This is a genomic window from Ramlibacter alkalitolerans (assembly GCF_016722765.1).
Taxonomy (GTDB): domain Bacteria; phylum Pseudomonadota; class Gammaproteobacteria; order Burkholderiales; family Burkholderiaceae_C; genus Ramlibacter; species Ramlibacter alkalitolerans.
This window is the reverse complement of sequence record NZ_JAEQND010000010.1, coordinates 34120-50575: the sequence shown is the minus strand read 5'-3', so window position 1 is coordinate 50575 and position 16456 is coordinate 34120. Positions and strand designations below refer to the sequence as shown.

General features: G+C 71.7%; 13 protein-coding genes. 4 read left to right on the top strand and 9 right to left on the bottom strand.

Annotation, left to right across the window (positions count from 1 at the left end; all coding sequences use genetic code 11):
- The first annotated feature begins 52 nt into the window (after nt 1–52).
- Nucleotides 53–838 carry a hypothetical protein gene (locus tag JI746_RS18095; protein ID WP_201691544.1) on the top strand — a complete coding sequence of 262 codons (786 nt, stop codon included), beginning with the start codon at nt 53–55 and terminating at the stop codon, nt 836–838.
- Here the strand turns inward: JI746_RS18095 and glcF are convergent.
- The 7 genes from glcF to JI746_RS18060 form a co-directional block, all read right to left on the bottom strand.
- Nucleotides 811–2064, bottom strand: coding sequence for a glycolate oxidase subunit GlcF (gene glcF / locus JI746_RS18090; protein ID WP_201691542.1), 1254 nt, complete (start codon nt 2062–2064; stop codon nt 811–813). The genes JI746_RS18095 and glcF overlap by 28 nt on opposite strands.
- Nucleotides 2064–3149 carry a glycolate oxidase subunit GlcE gene (gene glcE / locus JI746_RS18085; RefSeq protein ID WP_201691540.1) on the bottom strand — a complete coding sequence of 362 codons (1086 nt, stop codon included), beginning with the start codon at nt 3147–3149 and terminating at the stop codon, nt 2064–2066. The genes glcF and glcE overlap by 1 nt, the downstream gene beginning before the upstream one ends.
- Nucleotides 3150–3192: 43 nt before the next feature.
- Nucleotides 3193–4116: an SMP-30/gluconolactonase/LRE family protein gene (locus tag JI746_RS18080; RefSeq protein ID WP_201691538.1), complete on the bottom strand. Its 924-nt coding sequence runs from the start codon at nt 4114–4116 to the stop codon at nt 3193–3195.
- Nucleotides 4113–4967 (bottom strand): aldose 1-epimerase, encoded by an 855-nt coding sequence (locus JI746_RS18075; RefSeq protein WP_201691536.1) that lies wholly within the window; start codon nt 4965–4967, stop codon nt 4113–4115. Before JI746_RS18075 ends, JI746_RS18080 begins: the two co-directional genes overlap by 4 nt.
- 108 nt (nt 4968–5075) lie before the next feature.
- Nucleotides 5076–6491 carry an ammonium transporter gene (gene amt, locus JI746_RS18070; RefSeq protein WP_201691535.1) on the bottom strand — a complete coding sequence of 472 codons (1416 nt, stop codon included), beginning with the start codon at nt 6489–6491 and terminating at the stop codon, nt 5076–5078.
- Nucleotides 6492–6521: 30 nt separating this feature from the next.
- Complete coding sequence (gene glnK, locus JI746_RS18065) at nt 6522–6860, bottom strand: P-II family nitrogen regulator (protein ID WP_130374102.1); 339 nt, start codon at nt 6858–6860, stop codon at nt 6522–6524.
- Between the two features lie 25 nt (nt 6861–6885).
- Entirely contained in the window at nt 6886–7629 is a 744-nt protein-coding gene (locus JI746_RS18060; protein WP_201691533.1) for a TorF family putative porin, read from the bottom strand.
- Nucleotides 7630–7853: 224 nt separating this feature from the next.
- Here JI746_RS18060 and JI746_RS18055 point away from each other — a divergent pair, with 224 nt between their 5' ends.
- From JI746_RS18055 to JI746_RS18045, 3 genes are all read left to right on the top strand, one after another.
- Entirely contained in the window at nt 7854–9401 is a 1548-nt protein-coding gene (locus JI746_RS18055) for a YifB family Mg chelatase-like AAA ATPase (protein ID WP_201691531.1), read from the top strand.
- A gap of 110 nt (nt 9402–9511) precedes the next feature.
- Nucleotides 9512–9787, top strand: a complete 276-nt coding sequence (locus tag JI746_RS18050) for a BrnT family toxin (RefSeq protein ID WP_201691529.1) — start codon at nt 9512–9514, stop codon at nt 9785–9787.
- Nucleotides 9711–10019 carry a BrnA antitoxin family protein gene (locus JI746_RS18045; protein WP_201691527.1) on the top strand — a complete coding sequence of 103 codons (309 nt, stop codon included), beginning with the start codon at nt 9711–9713 and terminating at the stop codon, nt 10017–10019. Before JI746_RS18050 ends, JI746_RS18045 begins: the two co-directional genes overlap by 77 nt.
- A gap of 76 nt (nt 10020–10095) precedes the next feature.
- Here the strand turns inward: JI746_RS18045 and JI746_RS18040 are convergent, their stop codons facing one another.
- Nucleotides 10096–10875, bottom strand: coding sequence for a hypothetical protein (locus JI746_RS18040; protein ID WP_201691526.1), 780 nt, complete (start codon nt 10873–10875; stop codon nt 10096–10098).
- 13 nt (nt 10876–10888) lie between these two features.
- Nucleotides 10889–16426 (bottom strand): DUF7379 domain-containing protein, encoded by a 5538-nt coding sequence (locus JI746_RS18035; RefSeq protein WP_201691525.1) that lies wholly within the window; start codon nt 16424–16426, stop codon nt 10889–10891.
- Nucleotides 16427–16456 lie beyond the last annotated feature (30 nt).

Below are 16456 nucleotides of genomic sequence, written 5' to 3'. Positions count from 1 at the left end.
AACGTGCGCCGCAATGCGCCCGCGCGCGCCGACGCCAGCGCACAATGGTTCGATGCCCCGCTTCCGCTGGATCGTCCTCGCCACGCTGCCCGTGTGGTTCTGGCCCTGCCACGCGCAGGAGTTCGTGGACGACGCCTTGCGGCCGCTGTTCCACGGCGCCCTGCTCGCGCAGCAGGTGCGCGGCCCCTGCGCCGAGGTCGACCCGGCGCTCGGCGACGCCATCGACGCCGGCCTCGCACGCCTGAACGACAGCCACCGCGCCAACCTGGCCGCCGGCCGCGCGGCCGCCGAGCGGCGCGTCGGTCCGCAGGGCATGGAGCGCCTGGCCGGCACGCTCGCGCGCCGCTTCGGCGAACGCCTGCAACGGCAGGACACCGCCGGCAAGCGCACCGAGTGCGCCACCCTGGTCACCTGGCTGGAGACCAGCGCAGCGCGCACCCGGCAGGCCCTGGTGGAGGAGAGTTTCCGCAAGTGGCTGGCCCAGCAGCAGCAGGCGCGGCACATCGAATGCGCGAAGCTCGCTGGCACGGCGCGCGCGCTGTCGCGCCGGCTGCTCGCCGCGCTGGATGCAGGCGAGGCGGGTTCGCAAGGTCCGCCGGACCTGTTGCGCGCCGATGCCAGGACGGCCGAGCAGGCCGCCGCCTGGTGCCTGCAGGTGCAGGCTGCGGCGGCCCGCGAAGGCATCCGCGTGCCGGGCGACTTCGCACGGGTGCGGGAAACGGCCCGCATGATCGCCGACGCGGCGATGCCGCAGCTGTCCGGCCGCGACCCGGCGGCCGTCGTGCGGCGCGCCCGCGAGAGGGCCTTGCGCTACCTGGCCGAACGCGACTGGGTCTGAGAAGCTGCCAGCGCCTCGTCCAGCACTTCCACCCAGTGCCGCACGGGCAGCTCCGTGCCGCTTTGCAGGTGCGTGATGCAGCCGATGTTGGCGGAGAGGATGGCCTGCGGCTGCAGCGCGCCCAGGTGCCCCAGCTTGCGATCGCGCAGGGTGTGCGAGATCTCCGGATGCAGCAGCGAATAGGTGCCGGCCGAGCCGCAGCACAGGTGCGATTCGTTGATCGCCACGCGCAGCTCGAAGCCGAGCGCCGCCATGCCCTGCTCGACCCCGCCCCTGAGCTTCTGGCCGTGCTGCAGGGTGCAGGGCGCGTGGTAGGCGAAGACGCCCGGCCGCGGCCGCACCTTGTCCTGCAGCAGCGGCACCATCTCCGGCAGCAGCTCGCTGAGATCGCGCGTGAGCTCGCCGATGCGCCTGGCCTTGTCCGCATAGCCGGCGTCGTGCTGCAGGTAGTGGCCGTACTCGCGCACCGTCACGCCGCAGCCCGACGCGTTCATGACGATCGCCTCGACCTCGCCCCGCTCCACGGAAGGCCACCAGGCATCGATGTTGCGGCGCATCTGGGCGCGCCCGCCGTCGTGGTCGTTCAGGTGGAACTTCAGGGCGCCGCAGCAGCCCGCTTCGGGCGCGATCACGACCTGGATGCCGGCGGCATCCAGCACGCGTGCTGTCGCGGTGTTGATGTTGGGCATCATCGCCGGCTGCACGCAACCGGCCAGCATCAGCACCTTGCGCGCATGCGTGCGCGTGGGCCAGCCGCCGGCGGCGCGGCGCGGCGGCACCTTGTCGCGCAGCACTTCGGGCAGCGCGCCGCGCACGGCCTGGCCGGCCCGCATTGCCGGGGCGAAGCCGCTCGAGGTCAGGCCCTCCTTCAGGGCCCAGCGCAGCGCGCGGGATGGCGCGCCGCGCGGGACCTTGCGTTCGACGATGCCGCGGCCGATGTCCACCAGCCGGCCGTAGTCGACGCCGCTGGGGCAGGTGGTCTCGCAGTTGCGGCAGGTCAGGCAGCGATCGAGGTGCAGTTGCGTCTTGCGCGTGGGTTCCACGCCTTCGAGCACCTGCTTCATCAGGTAGATGCGCCCGCGCGGACCATCGAGCTCGTCGCCGAGGATCTGGTAGGTGGGGCAGGTGGCGGTGCAGAAGCCGCAGTGCACGCACTTGCGCAGGATGGCTTCGGCCTCGGCGCCCTCCGGCGTGCCCTGGAACTCCGGGGAGAGATGGGTCTGCATCAGAGATGGGGGTAGAGCCGGCCGCGGTTGAAGACGCGGTACGGATCGAACTGCAGTTTGAGTTGCTCGTGGATGGCGGCCAGGGGCGGCGCCAGGTGGGTCATGCGGTCGTGCGCGTCGGCGCGCGCGCTGCGGAACAGCGTGGCGTGGCCGCCCGCGGCCAGCGCCGCCTGCCGCACGTGGTGGCCGTCGGCCGGCTGCGCCCGCACCCAGCGCTGGGCGCCATGCCATTCGACGAGGGGCGCTTCTGGAAGTTGCAGCACCCGGGCGGTCTGCGGCACCGACAGGCGCCACAGGTCGCGCTCCCCGCCTTCGGTGAACCAGATCATGCCGTGGTCGCGGCAGGCGTTCCATTCCGCGGCGGCGCCGGCCGTGTCCAGCTGGTCCCCGCCGAGGCTGCGGCAGGCCGCTTCGACGGCCGCCACGGCGCCGCGCAGGCGCAGGTAGAGGGCGCCGCCGTTGCTCGGCTCCCAGCAGCTCGCATTGAGCGGCAGCGGCTGGCCGCCCCAGGCGTTCAGGCGCTCGAGCGCCTCCGCCTGCGGGATGCGAAAGCGCAGCGTGGCCTCGGCCGGCGGCACCGGCAGTACCTTCAGGCTCACTTCGGCAATCAGGCCCAGCGTGCCCAGCGCCCCGGCCATGAGGCGCGAGACGTCGTAGCCGGCCACGTTCTTCATCACCTGGCCGCCGAACACGAGTTCCTCGGCGCGCCCGTTGAGGAGCACGAGGCCCAGGATGTAGTCGCGCACGGCACCGACGCTGGCCCGCGCGGGACCGGAGAGCCCGGCGGCGACCATGCCCCCGACCGTGGCGCCCGGCGCGAAATGCGGCGGCTCGAAGGGCAGGCACTGCCCGCTTTCGGCCAGCACCTGTTCCAGTTCGGCCAGCGGCGTGCCGGCCCGCACCGTCACCACCAGCTCGCTCGGCTCGTAGCTCACGATGCCTTGCAGCCCGCGCGTGTCCAGCAGCTCGCCTTCCAGCCGTTCGCCGTAGAAGTCCTTGGTGCCGCCGCCATGGATGCGCAGGGGCGTGCCCTGGGCCGCGGCGGCGCGGATGCGGTCGGCAAGTTCGGCGAGGGCGGGATCCATGGCGCGCAATGTTACGGCCACGGCGCGGGTCGCTTGCGCAGCATCAGTCGACGAAGAAGTTGACGGGCAGCCCGGGCACGTCCACGGTCGTGGAAAAGACGCAGCCCGAATGCGGGAAGGCGGCCAGTTCCGCGGCGGGCCGGCCATGACGCGCCGTGGTGACGTACAGCGTGCGGCGGTCCGGGCCACCGAAGCAGGGCATGGTGGGGCAGCGCGCCGGCAGTTCGCATTCCGCCACCACGGCGCCGGCGGGCGACAGCCGCAGCAGGCGGCCGCCCTCGAACATCGCGATCCAGTAGTGGCCTTGCTCGTCCACCGCCGCGCCATCGGGGCGGCCACCGTAGCCGGGCTGCCCGGGCTGCCAGCCGGCCGGCTTGCGGTCGAAGCGGTGGAACACGCGGTGGTGCCGCATCGCGTTGCCGCGCGCGCCCCAGTCCCACGCATGCACCGTGTGGTCCGCGGTGTCCGCCCAGTACAGCGTGCGCTGGTCGGGCGACCAGGCGAGGCCGTTGGAGTTCATCGTGTTGGTGACCTTCAGCTGCACCAGGGCCTTGCCGTCGTTGCCGTTCTCGGGCCGGCAATCGATGCAGAACAGGTCGGCCTTGCGTGCGTCCTTGGGCTCGTAGTAGGTGCCGGCCCAGAAGCGACCGAGCGGATCGGCCTTGCCGTCGTTGAAGCGCGAATGCGCGCCATGGCTGAAGCGCACCAGCGGCTCCAGGATGCCGCCCCAGCTGCGCGCGCGGTAGATGCCGTCGCGCATCCCCAGCACCAGCCCGCCGTGCGCCGCCGGCGCGATGCAGCCCGCCTCCTGCGGCAGCTCCCACTGCTCGCGCGCGCCGCTGGCCAGATCCCAGCGCCGCACCCGCCGGCCTTCGATGTCGACCCAGTAGAGCCGGTTTTCCGCGGGATGCCAGAACGGCGACTCGCCGAGCGCGTCCGGCTCGGGCACCGCCACCTGCCACTTCATGCAGCCGGCTCCGCCTCGATGGACATCTCCGCGATCATGGTCTCGCCGGGCTGCAGCACGCGCAGCCCGAGCTCCTCCGCCGCGGCGCCGCGGGCGTAGAGGTGCACCGCGTTGTTGGCGTGGCTCACCGGCTCCAGCGCGATGCCCTCCCGGGCGGGGTTGGTGAAGACCACCAGCCGCGTGAGGCCGGAGCGGACGATCGCGTGCAGGCGCTCGTCGCGCAGGTGGGCGACGCCGTTCCAGCCGTCGTAGCAGTGGTCGACTTCCAGCGCGGCGCAGTCCACGTCGAGGCCGCCGCTGTCGCGCCGTTCCGTGGGCAGCTTGTCGGCGCCCATTTCCCACCGCCCGCGGGCCTCGAAGCTGAGATGGCTGTGCGGCCGCTTGACGAAATACGGGTGCCAGCCGAGGCCGGCCGGCGCCGGCTGGTCCGACTGGTTGGTGAGGGCCAGCGTCATCTCCAGCGCCGTGGCGGTGAGCCGGACCGTGTGCGAGCAGTCGAAGGCGAAGGGCCAGGACGAATCGGCGCCATGCGCGTACGAGAGCATGGCCGACGTCGCGTCGCGGTCGAGCACGTTCCAGGGCCGCTGCCAGCCGACGCCGTGGATCGCGTGCGGCTCGTCGCCGTTGTTGCGCACCAGAGGGTGCTGCGTGCCCTGCCATACCAGGCTGGCGTGGCCGATGCGGTTGGAGAAGGGCACCAGCGGATAGCACCCCGCCAGCCGCGCCGCCGCGAGCTGCGCGGCCGGCGTGGAGCGCAGGACCGGTTGATCGTCCAGCCAGAGGCCGGCAATGCAGCCGCCGAGTTCGGGCTTGAGTTCGCATCGCAGCCGTCCGGCACGCAGTTCGATCATGGGCCTGTCTCCTTTTCGGCCCATTGTGCCCGTGCGGGCGAGGCGCGCGAAAAAAACGGCCCGCCGAAGCGGGCCGAACATCCAAAGGAGACTCTTTGCCGGGCCGGATCAGCGGTTGTAGGCGGTTTCGCCGTGGCTGCTGATGTCCAGGCCCTCGCGTTCCTCTTCCTCGCTGACCCGCAGGCCGACGAGCAGATCGGCGATCTTGTAGGAGACGAAGGCCACGACGGCGGACCAGACCACCGTGAGCAGCACGCTCTTGAACTGGACCCACACCTGGCCGGCGATGGTGAAGGTGTCGGGCGTGGCGCCGCCGGTGCCGCCCAGGCTCTGGGCCGCGAACACGCCGGTCAGCAGCGCGCCGACGATGCCGCCCACGCCGTGCACGCCGAACACGTCGAACGCGTCGTCGGCACCCAGCATGCGCTTGAGGCCGCTGACGCCCCACAGGCACACCAGGCCGGCGATCAGGCCCAGCACGATGGAGCCCATCGGGCCGACGAAGCCCGCGGCCGGGGTGACGGCGACCAGGCCGGCGACGGCACCCGAGGCGGCGCCCAGCATGGAAGCCTTGCCTTTGGCCAGCGCTTCACCGGTGATCCACGACAGCGTCGCGGCGGCGGTCGCCAGCACCGTGTTGATGAAGGCGAGGCCCGCAGAGGCGTTGGCGGCACCGGCGGAACCGGCGTTGAAGCCGAACCAGCCCACCCACAGCAGCGAGGCGCCCACCATGGTCAGCGTCAGGGAGTGCGGCGTGAAGGCCTCCTTGCCGAAGCCGACGCGCTTGCCGAGGACATAGGCGCCCACCAGGCCGGCCACGCCGGCGTTGATGTGCACCACGGTGCCGCCGGCGAAGTCCAGCGCGCCGTCCTTGGCCAGCAGGCCGCCGCCCCACACGATGTGCGCCATCGGCACATAGGAGAAGGTGAACCAGAGCGCCGAGAACAGCAGCACGGCGGAGAACTTGATGCGCTCGGCGAAGGCGCCCACGATCAGGGCCGCCGTGATGGCCGCGAACGTTCCCTGGAAGGAGACGAACACGTACTCGGGGATCGTGGTGAGCGCGCCGAAGGTTTCCATCGTCACGCCGAAGAGGAACACCTTTTGCAGCGAGCCGAAGAAGTTGCCCTCGCCCGCGAACGCCAGGCTGTAGCCGTAGATCGCCCACAGCAAGCTGATGAGGGAGAACACGACGAAAACCTGCATCAGCACGGACAGCATGTTCTTCGAGCGCGTCAGGCCGCCGTAGAACAGGGCCAGGCCGGGGATCGTCATCAGGATCACCAGCATCGTGGAGGTCAGCATCCAGGCGGTGTCGCCGGAGTCGACCTTGGGTGCGGGCGTCGCTGCCGCAGGGGCGGCAGCAGCGGCGGCAGGGGCAGCCGGTGCCGCCGCACCAGGCGCGGCCGTGGTGGCGGCAGCGGCGGGGGCTTCGGTCGCCGGAGCGGCGGGCGTCTGGGCGACGGCAACGCCGCCGGCCAGGAGTCCGAGGCCCAGGGCCAGGGAGGCAAGAAGTTTCCTCATGTCGGTGCTCTCTGTGTGAAGGTGGAATGTCTAGAGCGCTTCCCGGCCGGTCTCGCCGGTGCGGATGCGCACGACCTGCTCGAGGTCGTACACGAAGATCTTTCCGTCGCCGATCTTCCCGGTGCGCGCCGCGCCCTCGACCGCCTCGATGACGCGTTCGACCAGGTCGTCCGCCACCGCCGCCTCGATCTTCACCTTGGGCAGGAAGTCGACGACGTATTCGGCGCCGCGGTACAGCTCGGTGTGGCCCTTCTGGCGGCCGAAGCCCTTGACTTCGGTGACGGTGATGCCCTGCACGCCGATGGCCGAGAGGGCCTCGCGCACTTCGTCGAGCTTGAAGGGTTTGATGATGGCGGTGACGAGTTTCATGGGGTTCTCCTGGAGGCGCGCGAACTCAGAACGCGTACTTGACGCCGGCGACCACGCCGCCGCGCGCGTTGTCCTTGCCGTTGGGGGCGCGAACGACGATGTTGGTATCGACGTAGGCCAGGCTGGCGCTGAAGCCGTTGCCGAAGTCCTTGCCGAGCGTGAGCGACCAGTCCGTGTACGAAAACGCGGAGTTGTGGCGGACCCTCTGGTGGCCGATGTGCGGCGTGAGCGTCAGGCCGTACCAGGGGAGCTCGAACGCGGCGCTCAGGTCGAGGTAGCCGCTGCCCTTGCTGTCCGGCGTGCCGAACAGGTCGGTGGTCGAGTGCGAGTACTTCAGGGTGGCCGGGCCCAGGGTGCCCGCGAGGTACACCTCGGTCGTGTCCGGGTTCACCAGGCCGGTAGCCGGAGAGAGGTCGGAGCCGGGGTAGAAATAGCGCAGCACGCCCACGTCGACGCCCACGCCGCTGAACGTGGTCTTGTAGCCGGCGTACAGGTCGACCTCGATGTTCGCGTCACCGCCTGCATCCTTGATCCACTTGATCGTCGACCCCCAGGTGCCGACATAGAAGCCGCTCTTGTGCGCGAAGTCGGCGCCGCCCTGCAGCGCGGGGCGCAGGCGGCTCTGCGAGATGCCGCGGTAGCGATAGTCGGTGACCGCGCCGACGTTGAACGACAGCGTGTAGTCGGGCTCGGGCGCGCTGGCCGCCTGGGCCATCACCGCGCCCGACCCGACCAGCATTGCCACCAGCACCGCAAGTTTCGCTTTCATGGATCCTTCTCCGTTCGTTCGTTGAGTTGGTTTCTTTCAGGGGGTCTTTAGCAGGACGCATGCCATCGCCCGGAGGGATGAAACGGTGCGTCATCGCGCCGCAGGTGCAGTCCGTTACCCATGGCAGGGCGATCGGCCTTGCGCCATCGCACCAGCGCGGTGCGACGCGGCGCCGGCGCGCGCACCAGCCCCTGACATGCACCTGAATAGGGAGGAGCCCTGACGTGAGCCTGTGTCTCGTGCAAAGCCGTGCGCTGGTCGGCCTGGAGGCCGCCGCGGTGACGGTCGAGGTCCACCTCGCCAACGGGCTGCCCAATTTCATGCTGGTGGGCCTGGCGGATACCGAAGTGAAGGAGGCGCGGGAGCGCGTGCGCTCGGCGCTGCTGAACTCCGGGCTGGAGTTCCCGCACAACAAGAGGATCACCGTGAACCTCGCACCGGCCGACCTGCCGAAGGACAGCGGCCGCTTCGACCTGCCGATCGCCATCGGCGTGCTGGCCGCCAGCGGGCAGATCGACGGCCAGCGACTGGCGGGCTACGAATTCGCGGGCGAACTCTCGCTGTCAGGCGAATTGCGGCCGGTGCGCGGCGCGCTGGCGACCAGCCTGGCGCTGCACGCCGGCGGCGTGGTGACGCGGCTCGTGCTGCCACCGGGCAGCGCGGAGGAAGCGGCGCTGGTGCCCGAGGCGCACGTCGTCCGGGCACGCCACCTGCTCGATGTGGTCCGGCACTTCGCGCCGCCGGCGCCGCCTTGCACGGACGCGCCGCCGCTCTCGGACGAACCCGATGGCTGGACGCGGCTGGTGGCCAGCGCACCCGCGGCTTGCGCTTCCTATCCGGACCTGGTCGACGTGAAAGGGCAGGCCGGGGCGCGGCGCGCGCTGGAGATCGCGGCGGCCGGGGGTCACAGCCTGCTTCTGGTCGGCCCGCCCGGGGCCGGCAAGTCCATGCTGGCGCAGCGCTTCGCGGGCCTGCTGCCGCCGATGACGGTCGCCGAGGCGCTGGAGAGTGCGGCGGTCGCCAGCCTCGCCGGCCGCTTCGCCTTGCAGCACTGGTCGCAGCGTCCGACGGAGTCGCCGCACCATTCGGCCAGTGCCGTGGCCCTGGTGGGCGGCGGCTCGCCGCCGCGGCCGGGGGAGATCTCGCTGGCGCACCACGGGGTGCTGTTCCTCGATGAACTGCCGGAGTTTCCCCGCGCCGCACTGGAGGCCCTGCGCGAGCCGCTGGAGACCGGCCGCATCACGATCGCACGGGCCGCCCGCCGCAGCGAGTTCCCCGCCTGCTTCCAGCTGGTGGCAGCGATGAATCCCTGCCCCTGTGGCTGGCTCGGATCGGCGCGCCCGTGCCGCTGCAGCCCGGAGCAGATCGCCCGCTATCAGGGTCGCCTGTCCGGGCCGCTGCTCGATCGCATCGACCTGCACGTGGAGGTGCCGGCGCTCGCGGCGGGCGAACTGCTGCAGGCGCCCGCCGGCGAGCCGAGTGCGCCGGTGCAGACGCGCTGCGTGGCGGCGCGGGCGCGCGCGCTGCAGCGGCAGGGCAAGGCGAACCACGCGTTGCAGGGCGCCGAGATCGACGCCCATGCGGGACTCGCGCACAAGGCCTCGGAGTTCCTGCGCAACGCCTCCGCCCGCCTGGGCTGGAGCGCGCGCTCCACGCACCGCGTGCTGAAGGTGGCGCGCACGATCGCCGACCTGGCGGGTGCGAGCGCCGTGGAGGTCGTGCATGTCGCCGAGGCGGTGCAGTACCGTCGGGTGCTGCCGGCAGGGTTGTAGGGGGCGCACCGAAAGTAGGCCCCGCATGCGCTGCCTGCCCGCCGACTTCGCCCTCATACCGCTGGGGTAGCCCGTTTGACGTCGCTACGTACTGTATATACACTTTTCGCATGGAGTTCACCTGGTCGGAGGTGAAGCGCGCAGCGAACCTGCGGGCGCATGGCCTTGACTTCGTTGATACGCCATTCGTCTTCGAGGGTGTGACCTTCACTTTCGAGGACGACCGCTTCTCCTACGGCGAGCAGCGATTCGTCACGCTGGGCTTGCTGGCCGGCATTCCCGTTTCTGTGGTTCACACGGAGAGTGAACATGAAATCCGCATCATCTCCTTCCGCAAAGCGACAAGGCGCGAAGCGCGCATCTACTTCGACCAGGTCCAGGACTGACTGGGATCGTCTGAAAGCCGACAGGGCCTCTGGCGCGACCGAACATCCCGAGGCGGACCTGAAGCACATCGTCCGCGGCGTGGTGCGGCGTGGATTGCAGCCGCTCCCTGCCAAGGCACTCATTTCATTGCGCGTGGACCAGGACGTGCTGGAGTGGTTCAAGGCGCAAGGGCCGGGCTACCAGACGCGAATCAACAGTGTCTTGCGTGCGTTCCGGGATGCGTCGGTCTGACACTCGTTCGGCAGGCGTCTTTCGCATGCGGCAGCCGACGCCTCGCTGATGGAACGGCGATTGCGCCGCGCCGCCCTCAAACCAGATCCGGCAGCGCCTTGACGAAATCGATCGCGTGCGCCGCCAGCTTCTGCCGCAGCGGCGCCCGCAAGGCATCCGCCACGGCGGCATCGATGCCGACCTGCCCGGAGCAATGGCGCAGGGTCACGTCGCTGGTGCGCCAGCGGAAGAACAGCACCTGCGTCATGCCGGCGTGGGCTTCCAGCCCGAAGGCGACGAGCGTGACGAAGGGCTCGCCGTCCGTACCCACGTCCACCGCCGTGACCTGGAAGTGGGCCTGCTGCGCCGACTGGCTCTCGCGCGCGAACAGCCGGATCCAGGGACTGTCGGCGTCCATCGACTGCAAGGCTTCCAGCGTGCTCGTGACCATCGCCAGCGCGGTGGCCGCCGGGCCGAGCACCGTCGCCAGCACGCCGATGATCGCCTTGTGGGCGTCGAAGTTCTGCCCCTGCTCGTTGTAGATCGCGAAGTCGCGGCCCTGCACCGCCCACCCGATGTTGGCGAGCGCATCGAAGTAGGCGTCGTACCAGTCGAAGATCCGGCTGCGGTCGCTCACCTTCTGGTTGGCCACCAGCTGCGCCAGCAGCGTGCTGTTCACCAGGTCCTGGCGGAACTGGCCGCTGACGCCATCGGCGAAGGCCACCACTTCGGAGGCCACCACGGCGGCCTGCTGCCGGGTGGTGTCGAGCGCGGACAGCACCGCGGCGCCGTCCACCGTGCCGCGCGCGCTGCGTGGCTGCGGGATCTCGGCGGCGTCGACGTACGAGCGCGCCTGTTCGGCGGAGAGCTGGCTCATGGAAGGCTCCTTTTCAGTGGGAGGACGCGACACGCAGCTGGCCGAAGCCGGCCAGCTGCTGCACCAGCCGCGCAGCCGCTTCGGCTTCCGGCGCGGGCAGCTGGTCGCGCAGGGAGAACACGAGGAACTGCAGCTGGTCGTGCAGCGTGCGCCAGTTGACGACGCGCGCCACGCGATCGTGCAGGTCCTGGAACTGGCCCAGGATCGCGTCGGCGTGCTGCGCCAGCACGCCGCGTTCGAGCGCATGCCAGGCATCGAGCTCGATGCCGGCAGCCACGCTCCAGAAGTCCGGGGCGCTGCGGCTCCTGCCCGCGACCAGGGCCTCCACCGCCGCAGCCTGGTCGGCCGGCAGCGGCTCGCGCAGGGCGACGCTGGCCGCCAGCACGTTCATGGCGGGATAGAAGGCTTCCCCCGCGGTGGCCGGCGCCGCGGCGTCCCAGGCCCGCTGGTAGCCCTTGCGCATGGCGAGGATGCTGTTGCGGGCGGCGCCAGCGTCGCCGAGCAGGTAGTGGACCATCGCCAGGCGCTTGTCGACCGAGGCGACCAGCGCGAGCCGTTCCGCGCTTTCGGCGACGGCCAGCAGGCTCTCCAATCCCTTGCGGGCCGCGGCCAGCGACGTGCGCGCCTGCGTGACGGCGTGTTGCTTGCGGCGCTGGCGCGTCGCCGCACAGGGCTGCGCGTCGGCGCCCGTCCCGGCGGCGCCGGCCAGCGTCTGGTCGCGCAGCGACTCCCAGGCCTGGCGCGCCTGCAGGTTGAAGAGGCGTTCGCTGCTGCGGTAGCTGGCGCCGCCGTCCCTGGCCAGGCGGGCCGCGCCGTACCAGCGGATCGCCTTGGCGTCGTCGCCGAGGGCCTCCCACGCGGCGCCGAAGGATTCGGCCACCGCGCCCTGGTCGCCCCACGCTTGCGCGAAGCGCTGCTCCAGTTCCTGGACCACACCCCGGTCCGCCTCCTGCGCCTGCGACTGGTAGGCGGCCCGGGTGGCCAGGCCGCGCAGCACCAGCTTCAGCCCGGACACGGAGGCGACCTGCGGGGTGGCGCTCGCCAGCGGCGCAGGGGGGCGCTGGGCATCGGCAAGCTCGCCGATCAGGCGCCAGTCGGGGTCGCCGTAGCACTGGTAGGCGCCCCAGGTGTTGTCGTCCGGCGACCAGGCCGCGCGGCGGGCCTGCGCCACGGCATCGATGAAGCGGGCCCCCTGCCCCAGCGCCGTGTAGAAGGCGCGGGCGAAGATCTCCGCCCGGCCGTCGTCGACGGCCCAGCCGGTCGCGACCACGCACTTGACGCCGATGCGGATCAACTCGGTGGCGACATTGGCGGCGAAGCCGGGCCGGCTGTAGTCGAGGACATTCTCTGCGCCGACCACCGCGGCGGCGTCCACGGCGCCGGAGAAGCAGCAGTTGACGAACACCAGTTCCGGCACCACGCGCATGCTCTTGATCTCGCGCGGGCCGAGGAAGGAGCCGCCGGACAGCACCACCCCGCGCGGATCGTCCTTGCACGGCTCCGCACCGTGGCCGGAGATGTGGACGATGCGCCAGGCGTCGTCCAGCAGGGTCTGGATCACGGTCGATTCATCGGCGCCGACCGTGCGCGGATCGTCGCTCGCGATCAGGGGCTTGAGGAGGCCCTGCAGGCCGCAGCGCTCCAGCGCCTCCCGCACCGCGCGCGCTTCCCGCCGCGCCCCGGGCAGGCGCGGGTAGCTCGCGGGGCAGGCGGGCTCGCCCAGCACCAGCACGCCGGCGATGCGCGTGGCGTCGCGCGTCTGCAGGCGGAAGTCGGTGGTGCGCAGCTTGCGCAGCAGCTTGCAGCGGATCGCCCAGGGCTCGCGCTCGCCCGGATGGTCGTCGTCGCGCGGCGTCTCCAGCAGCTCCCAGGGAACGGCGGCGGTGCGCTCGTCGAGTTCGAGCTGGGCGTCGCCGCTGCTGGCCATGAAGGGCACCAGGTCGAGCGGCACCAGCAACTGGAACAGCGTGCGCCCCAGCTTGCGCGTGTAGCCCTCGCGCGAGCCGCGCCGCAGCAGCTGCGCCAGCAGCGAGGCCTGCGTGGCCTGCCCCTGCAGCTCCGAGCGCGCGCGCCGCGTGCCCACGCGGTAGGTGATCTGGCTGCTGGCGCCTTCGCCCGACCAGGTCGCCATGATCAGGTCGTATTCGGCGCCGCGGTAGCTCGAGTCCAGCGGCCGCTCCAGGCCGCTGTCCGCGCTCTCGATGCGCTCGTCGACGCGGAACTCGGTGGGGCTGGCCGCCTGCAATTCCTGCAGCGCGCGCCATGCTTCGCTGGCGCGATCGAGGTAGAGATCGACCAGCCGCAGCCGGCGGATCACGGGCAGGCGCCGCGTCTCGGGCCGGCGCGGGTCCGAGGGGGCATCCTCGGTCACGTTGCGCAGGCGCGTGTTCGCCTCGCGGGCGGCACACGCGATGAGTTGCCCGGCCTGGCCCGGCGTGATGTTCATGCCGCCGCTGCCGATCAGCGTGGCCGCCATCTCGAGTTCGGCCGGCGGCTCGCGCCGGTCGTCCATCGTCAGCGCCCAGGAGACGATGCCGTTGGCGACCGCCTTCATCAGCGCCTCGGAACTGAGCTTGCCTTCAGGACCCAGGCCGACGACCACCACCGCTTCGGGCCGCGGCAGCTGCCACGGGTTCTCCTCGCGCAGCCGGGTGTTGTTGAAGACCCGCACCGTGCCCGCGTCCTGCGGGTAATCGCCGGCGCGCAGCGCCCGCAGCAGCTTGCCCCCGAGCAGGCGATTGACGGCCGCTTCCGAGCCGGTGACGGCCAGCGAGGCGTAGTGGCCCACCAGCAGGGGTTCGTGCACGAAGCTCAGGTCGCTGTTGTGGACGGTGATCCTGAGCGCGTCGCCGGCAGCGGCCTCGGCGCCGGCGGTGCCGGGCAGCAACGGGTCGGGGGCGGTGGGCGGCGTGCCGCGCGCCAGGCGCGAGGGCCGGCTGCGCTCGTGCAGGCCGGGCTGCACGGCCGTCGCGGCCGCCCGCAGGCCCTGGCCGACAGCGGGCAGCAGCTGCGTCTGGCCGGTGTTCAGCAGTTCCAGGTAGGCGGGCCAGGCCTCCTCGCAGCCGGGCAGCGAACCGTGCACGGCCGGCGCCCGCCAGGCCTGCACGCCGGCAAGCATGGCATTGCGGTCCGTCACGCGGCCGTCGCCGCGCTCCACGAGGTCCAGGTATTCGAGGCCGAGCTCGCCCATCTCGTAGCCGTCCGGCGTGCGGCTGGCGGTGCCCAGCACCATGCTCATGCGCTGGGCGAAGGCGGGCAGCACGTCGTCGCGCTGCGCGTCCAGGCGCTTGCGCAGCGCCACGGCGGCATCGAGCACCGCCTGCGGCGGCACGCCCCACTCGATCAGCGAGAGCTGCCGTTCGGTGAAGTGCCACGCACTCGCCTTGCGCGCCCGCTCGAGGTCGGTGCGGGCGAGTTCCTCCCAGGTCTGGCGCTGGTCCAACGCGTACCTGGGGTCCAGCAGGCCGCGCTGCAGTTGCAGCAGGCCGGGGAAGCCGGCCATCGCGGCGCGGGCCGCCTTGTCGCGAAAGGGTGCGCCGAAGGCGATCAGCGTGTTGCCGAAGGTGTCGTCGCCGCTCAGGACCTGCATCGGCGCCCAGGAACCTTCGTTGGGCGTGCCCAGCATCAGGACGCGGGCGCCGGGCTGCGCCATCCACGCGTTCCACACGTCGGGGCATTCGAGCTGCATCACGCGCGTGACCAGGCCCCCCATGGAGTGCGCCACCAGCCGCACCGGCTGGCGGCTCTCGCCGCGCGCCGCCATCGCCGCGGTGAGCACCTGGCCGAGCCGCTTCGCCTCCTCCTCGATCGGCAGCCGCCAGTCGAAGTCGAACGGGATGACCTCGTGCGTCGCCGACAGGAAGGCGATCAGCCCGTCGTAGGTATTGGCCATCACGCCATCGGGCTGCACGCGGTGGTCGGCCGGATCGTAGGCGAGCTGCAGGAAGCCGTTCACCAGCCGCCACGACAGCCAGATGCGGTGCGCATCCAGCTTCAGGTTGCTGCCGACGATGCCGGGCAGCAGGATCACCGCCGGACGTTGCGGCTGCGCCCCGCGCGGCGTGCCTTGCGGCGCCGCGCGCTGGCCGGTGGCCGACTGGCCGGCCCAGGACAGCTGGCCGATCGCCTGGAAGCCGGCGGGGGACTCCTTCAGCAGGGCGTCGAGCACGGCCTGCGCCGTCTTCTCGTTGCCGAAGTAGCTGAAATGCGAGACGGCGCCGCCGGCATCGAGCACGAAGGCGGCGTCCTGCGCGCGCGGGGCGCCGCCGTACATGGAACGCGTCTGCACCACGAGGTCGTTGTCCGTCCAGAAGAAGGAATCGGACATCAGCGTCTTGAGCCAGGACGTGAGCGAGTCGGGCGCCAGGTCGCCGGCGATGACGCGCAGTTCGCCCGCGATCGGCTCGCGCACCGCGTGCAGCCATTGCACCAGCGGGCTGTCGGGCACCTGCGCCGCCAGGCCGGGGATCTGCATGGGATCGAGCCGGTGCCGCGCCACGTCGCCCAGGAATTCGACGAACTGCGGCAGGATCGGCACCTTGGCCAGCTGCAGCAGCCAGCGCACGACCGAGAGGTAGGCGTCCAGCCGCCCCGAAGCGAGCAGCGTGCCGCGCGCCGGGCAGGCCACCCGCACCACGCGCTCCACGCGGATGCCGCGGGCGCGGACTTCGTCGAACAGGCTGCGCAATGCGTCGCGCGAGAGCGGGTCCGCCTCCAGGAGGGCGAAGTCGGCCTCGGTGCCTTGCTGCTGGGCGCAGGCGCGCGCCAGCACCTCGGCCACCAGGCCCCCGCGCGAGTGCGTGAGCAGGTGCAGCACGGCGCCGGGCGGCAGCGTGCGCGCCAGCGCCAGCGCGTTCTGCACCGGGCTTTCCCCCAGCGTCCTGTGCTCCAGGGCATAGACGTGCTCGCCGTAGGCGCGGAACAGCGCGGCCACCTTGTCGGCATGCTCGCTCCAGAGGCGCTGGAAGGTGCCCTCGGTGCTGGAGAAGGTGCCGTGCACCAGCACCAGGATGCGCTTGCCCGCCGCCGGCGCGGGGACCTGGTCCAGCGGCGTTCCCTGGCCGGCCGCGGGCAATCCGGCAGCCGTCAGCTTGTGCACGCCGGCCTTCACGGCGCCGTCGAACCTGGCCAGGATCGCGTCGACGGCGACCTCCTGCGCTGCGCCGCTGAGGATCTTCAGCGCGCTCAGGACGACGTCGCCGCCGCGCTGCTGCACCTCCTGCGGCGCCCGTTGCGGCCAGCGCAGGCGCGGCGGCAGGGAGACCTGCCCTGCCCCGGCGGCAACCGTGCCGCGGCTGGCGCCGTCCTGAGCGGCCAGCAGGTCGCGCGCGGTTTCGGGATGCAGCAGGAGTTCGGGGCCGTTGGCGATCTGCAGGCTCACCACGTCCTGGCCGGGTTCGGCCCGCACGGCCACCGTCTGGGCGCCATCGCGCTGCTGGGCGACGCGCACGGCGGCCGTCACCCTGCCGGCGCCCGGATCCCCCGCCGCCGGGGCGGCTTCCAGGGAAGCGAGCCGGTCGGCTGCTCCCGCAACGAGGAATTCGATGGCCATGGCCGCTCCTCCTCCTGCGCGCCGGGCGAG

Excerpts from the sequence above, each read along its gene's own strand:
- glcE (WP_201691540.1), bottom strand. The coding sequence starts at position 3,149 with ATGGATCCCGCCCTCGCCGAACTTGCCGACCGCATCCGCGCCGCCGCG.
- JI746_RS18080 (WP_201691538.1), bottom strand. The coding sequence starts at position 4,116 with ATGAAGTGGCAGGTGGCGGTGCCCGAGCCGGACGCGCTCGGCGAGTCG.
- amt (WP_201691535.1), bottom strand. The coding sequence starts at position 6,491 with ATGAGGAAACTTCTTGCCTCCCTGGCCCTGGGCCTCGGACTCCTGGCC.
- JI746_RS18060 (WP_201691533.1), bottom strand. The coding sequence starts at position 7,629 with ATGAAAGCGAAACTTGCGGTGCTGGTGGCAATGCTGGTCGGGTCGGGC.
- glcF (WP_201691542.1), bottom strand. The coding sequence starts at position 2,064 with ATGCAGACCCATCTCTCCCCGGAGTTCCAGGGCACGCCGGAGGGCGCC.
- JI746_RS18050 (WP_201691529.1), top strand. The coding sequence starts at position 9,512 with ATGGAGTTCACCTGGTCGGAGGTGAAGCGCGCAGCGAACCTGCGGGCG.
- JI746_RS18040 (WP_201691526.1), bottom strand. The coding sequence starts at position 10,875 with ATGAGCCAGCTCTCCGCCGAACAGGCGCGCTCGTACGTCGACGCCGCC.
- glnK (WP_130374102.1), bottom strand. The coding sequence starts at position 6,860 with ATGAAACTCGTCACCGCCATCATCAAACCCTTCAAGCTCGACGAAGTG.
- JI746_RS18045 (WP_201691527.1), top strand. The coding sequence starts at position 9,711 with ATGAAATCCGCATCATCTCCTTCCGCAAAGCGACAAGGCGCGAAGCGC.
- JI746_RS18075 (WP_201691536.1), bottom strand. The coding sequence starts at position 4,967 with ATGATCGAACTGCGTGCCGGACGGCTGCGATGCGAACTCAAGCCCGAA.
- JI746_RS18095 (WP_201691544.1), top strand. The coding sequence starts at position 53 with ATGCCCCGCTTCCGCTGGATCGTCCTCGCCACGCTGCCCGTGTGGTTC.
- JI746_RS18035 (WP_201691525.1), bottom strand. The coding sequence starts at position 16,426 with ATGGCCATCGAATTCCTCGTTGCGGGAGCAGCCGACCGGCTCGCTTCC.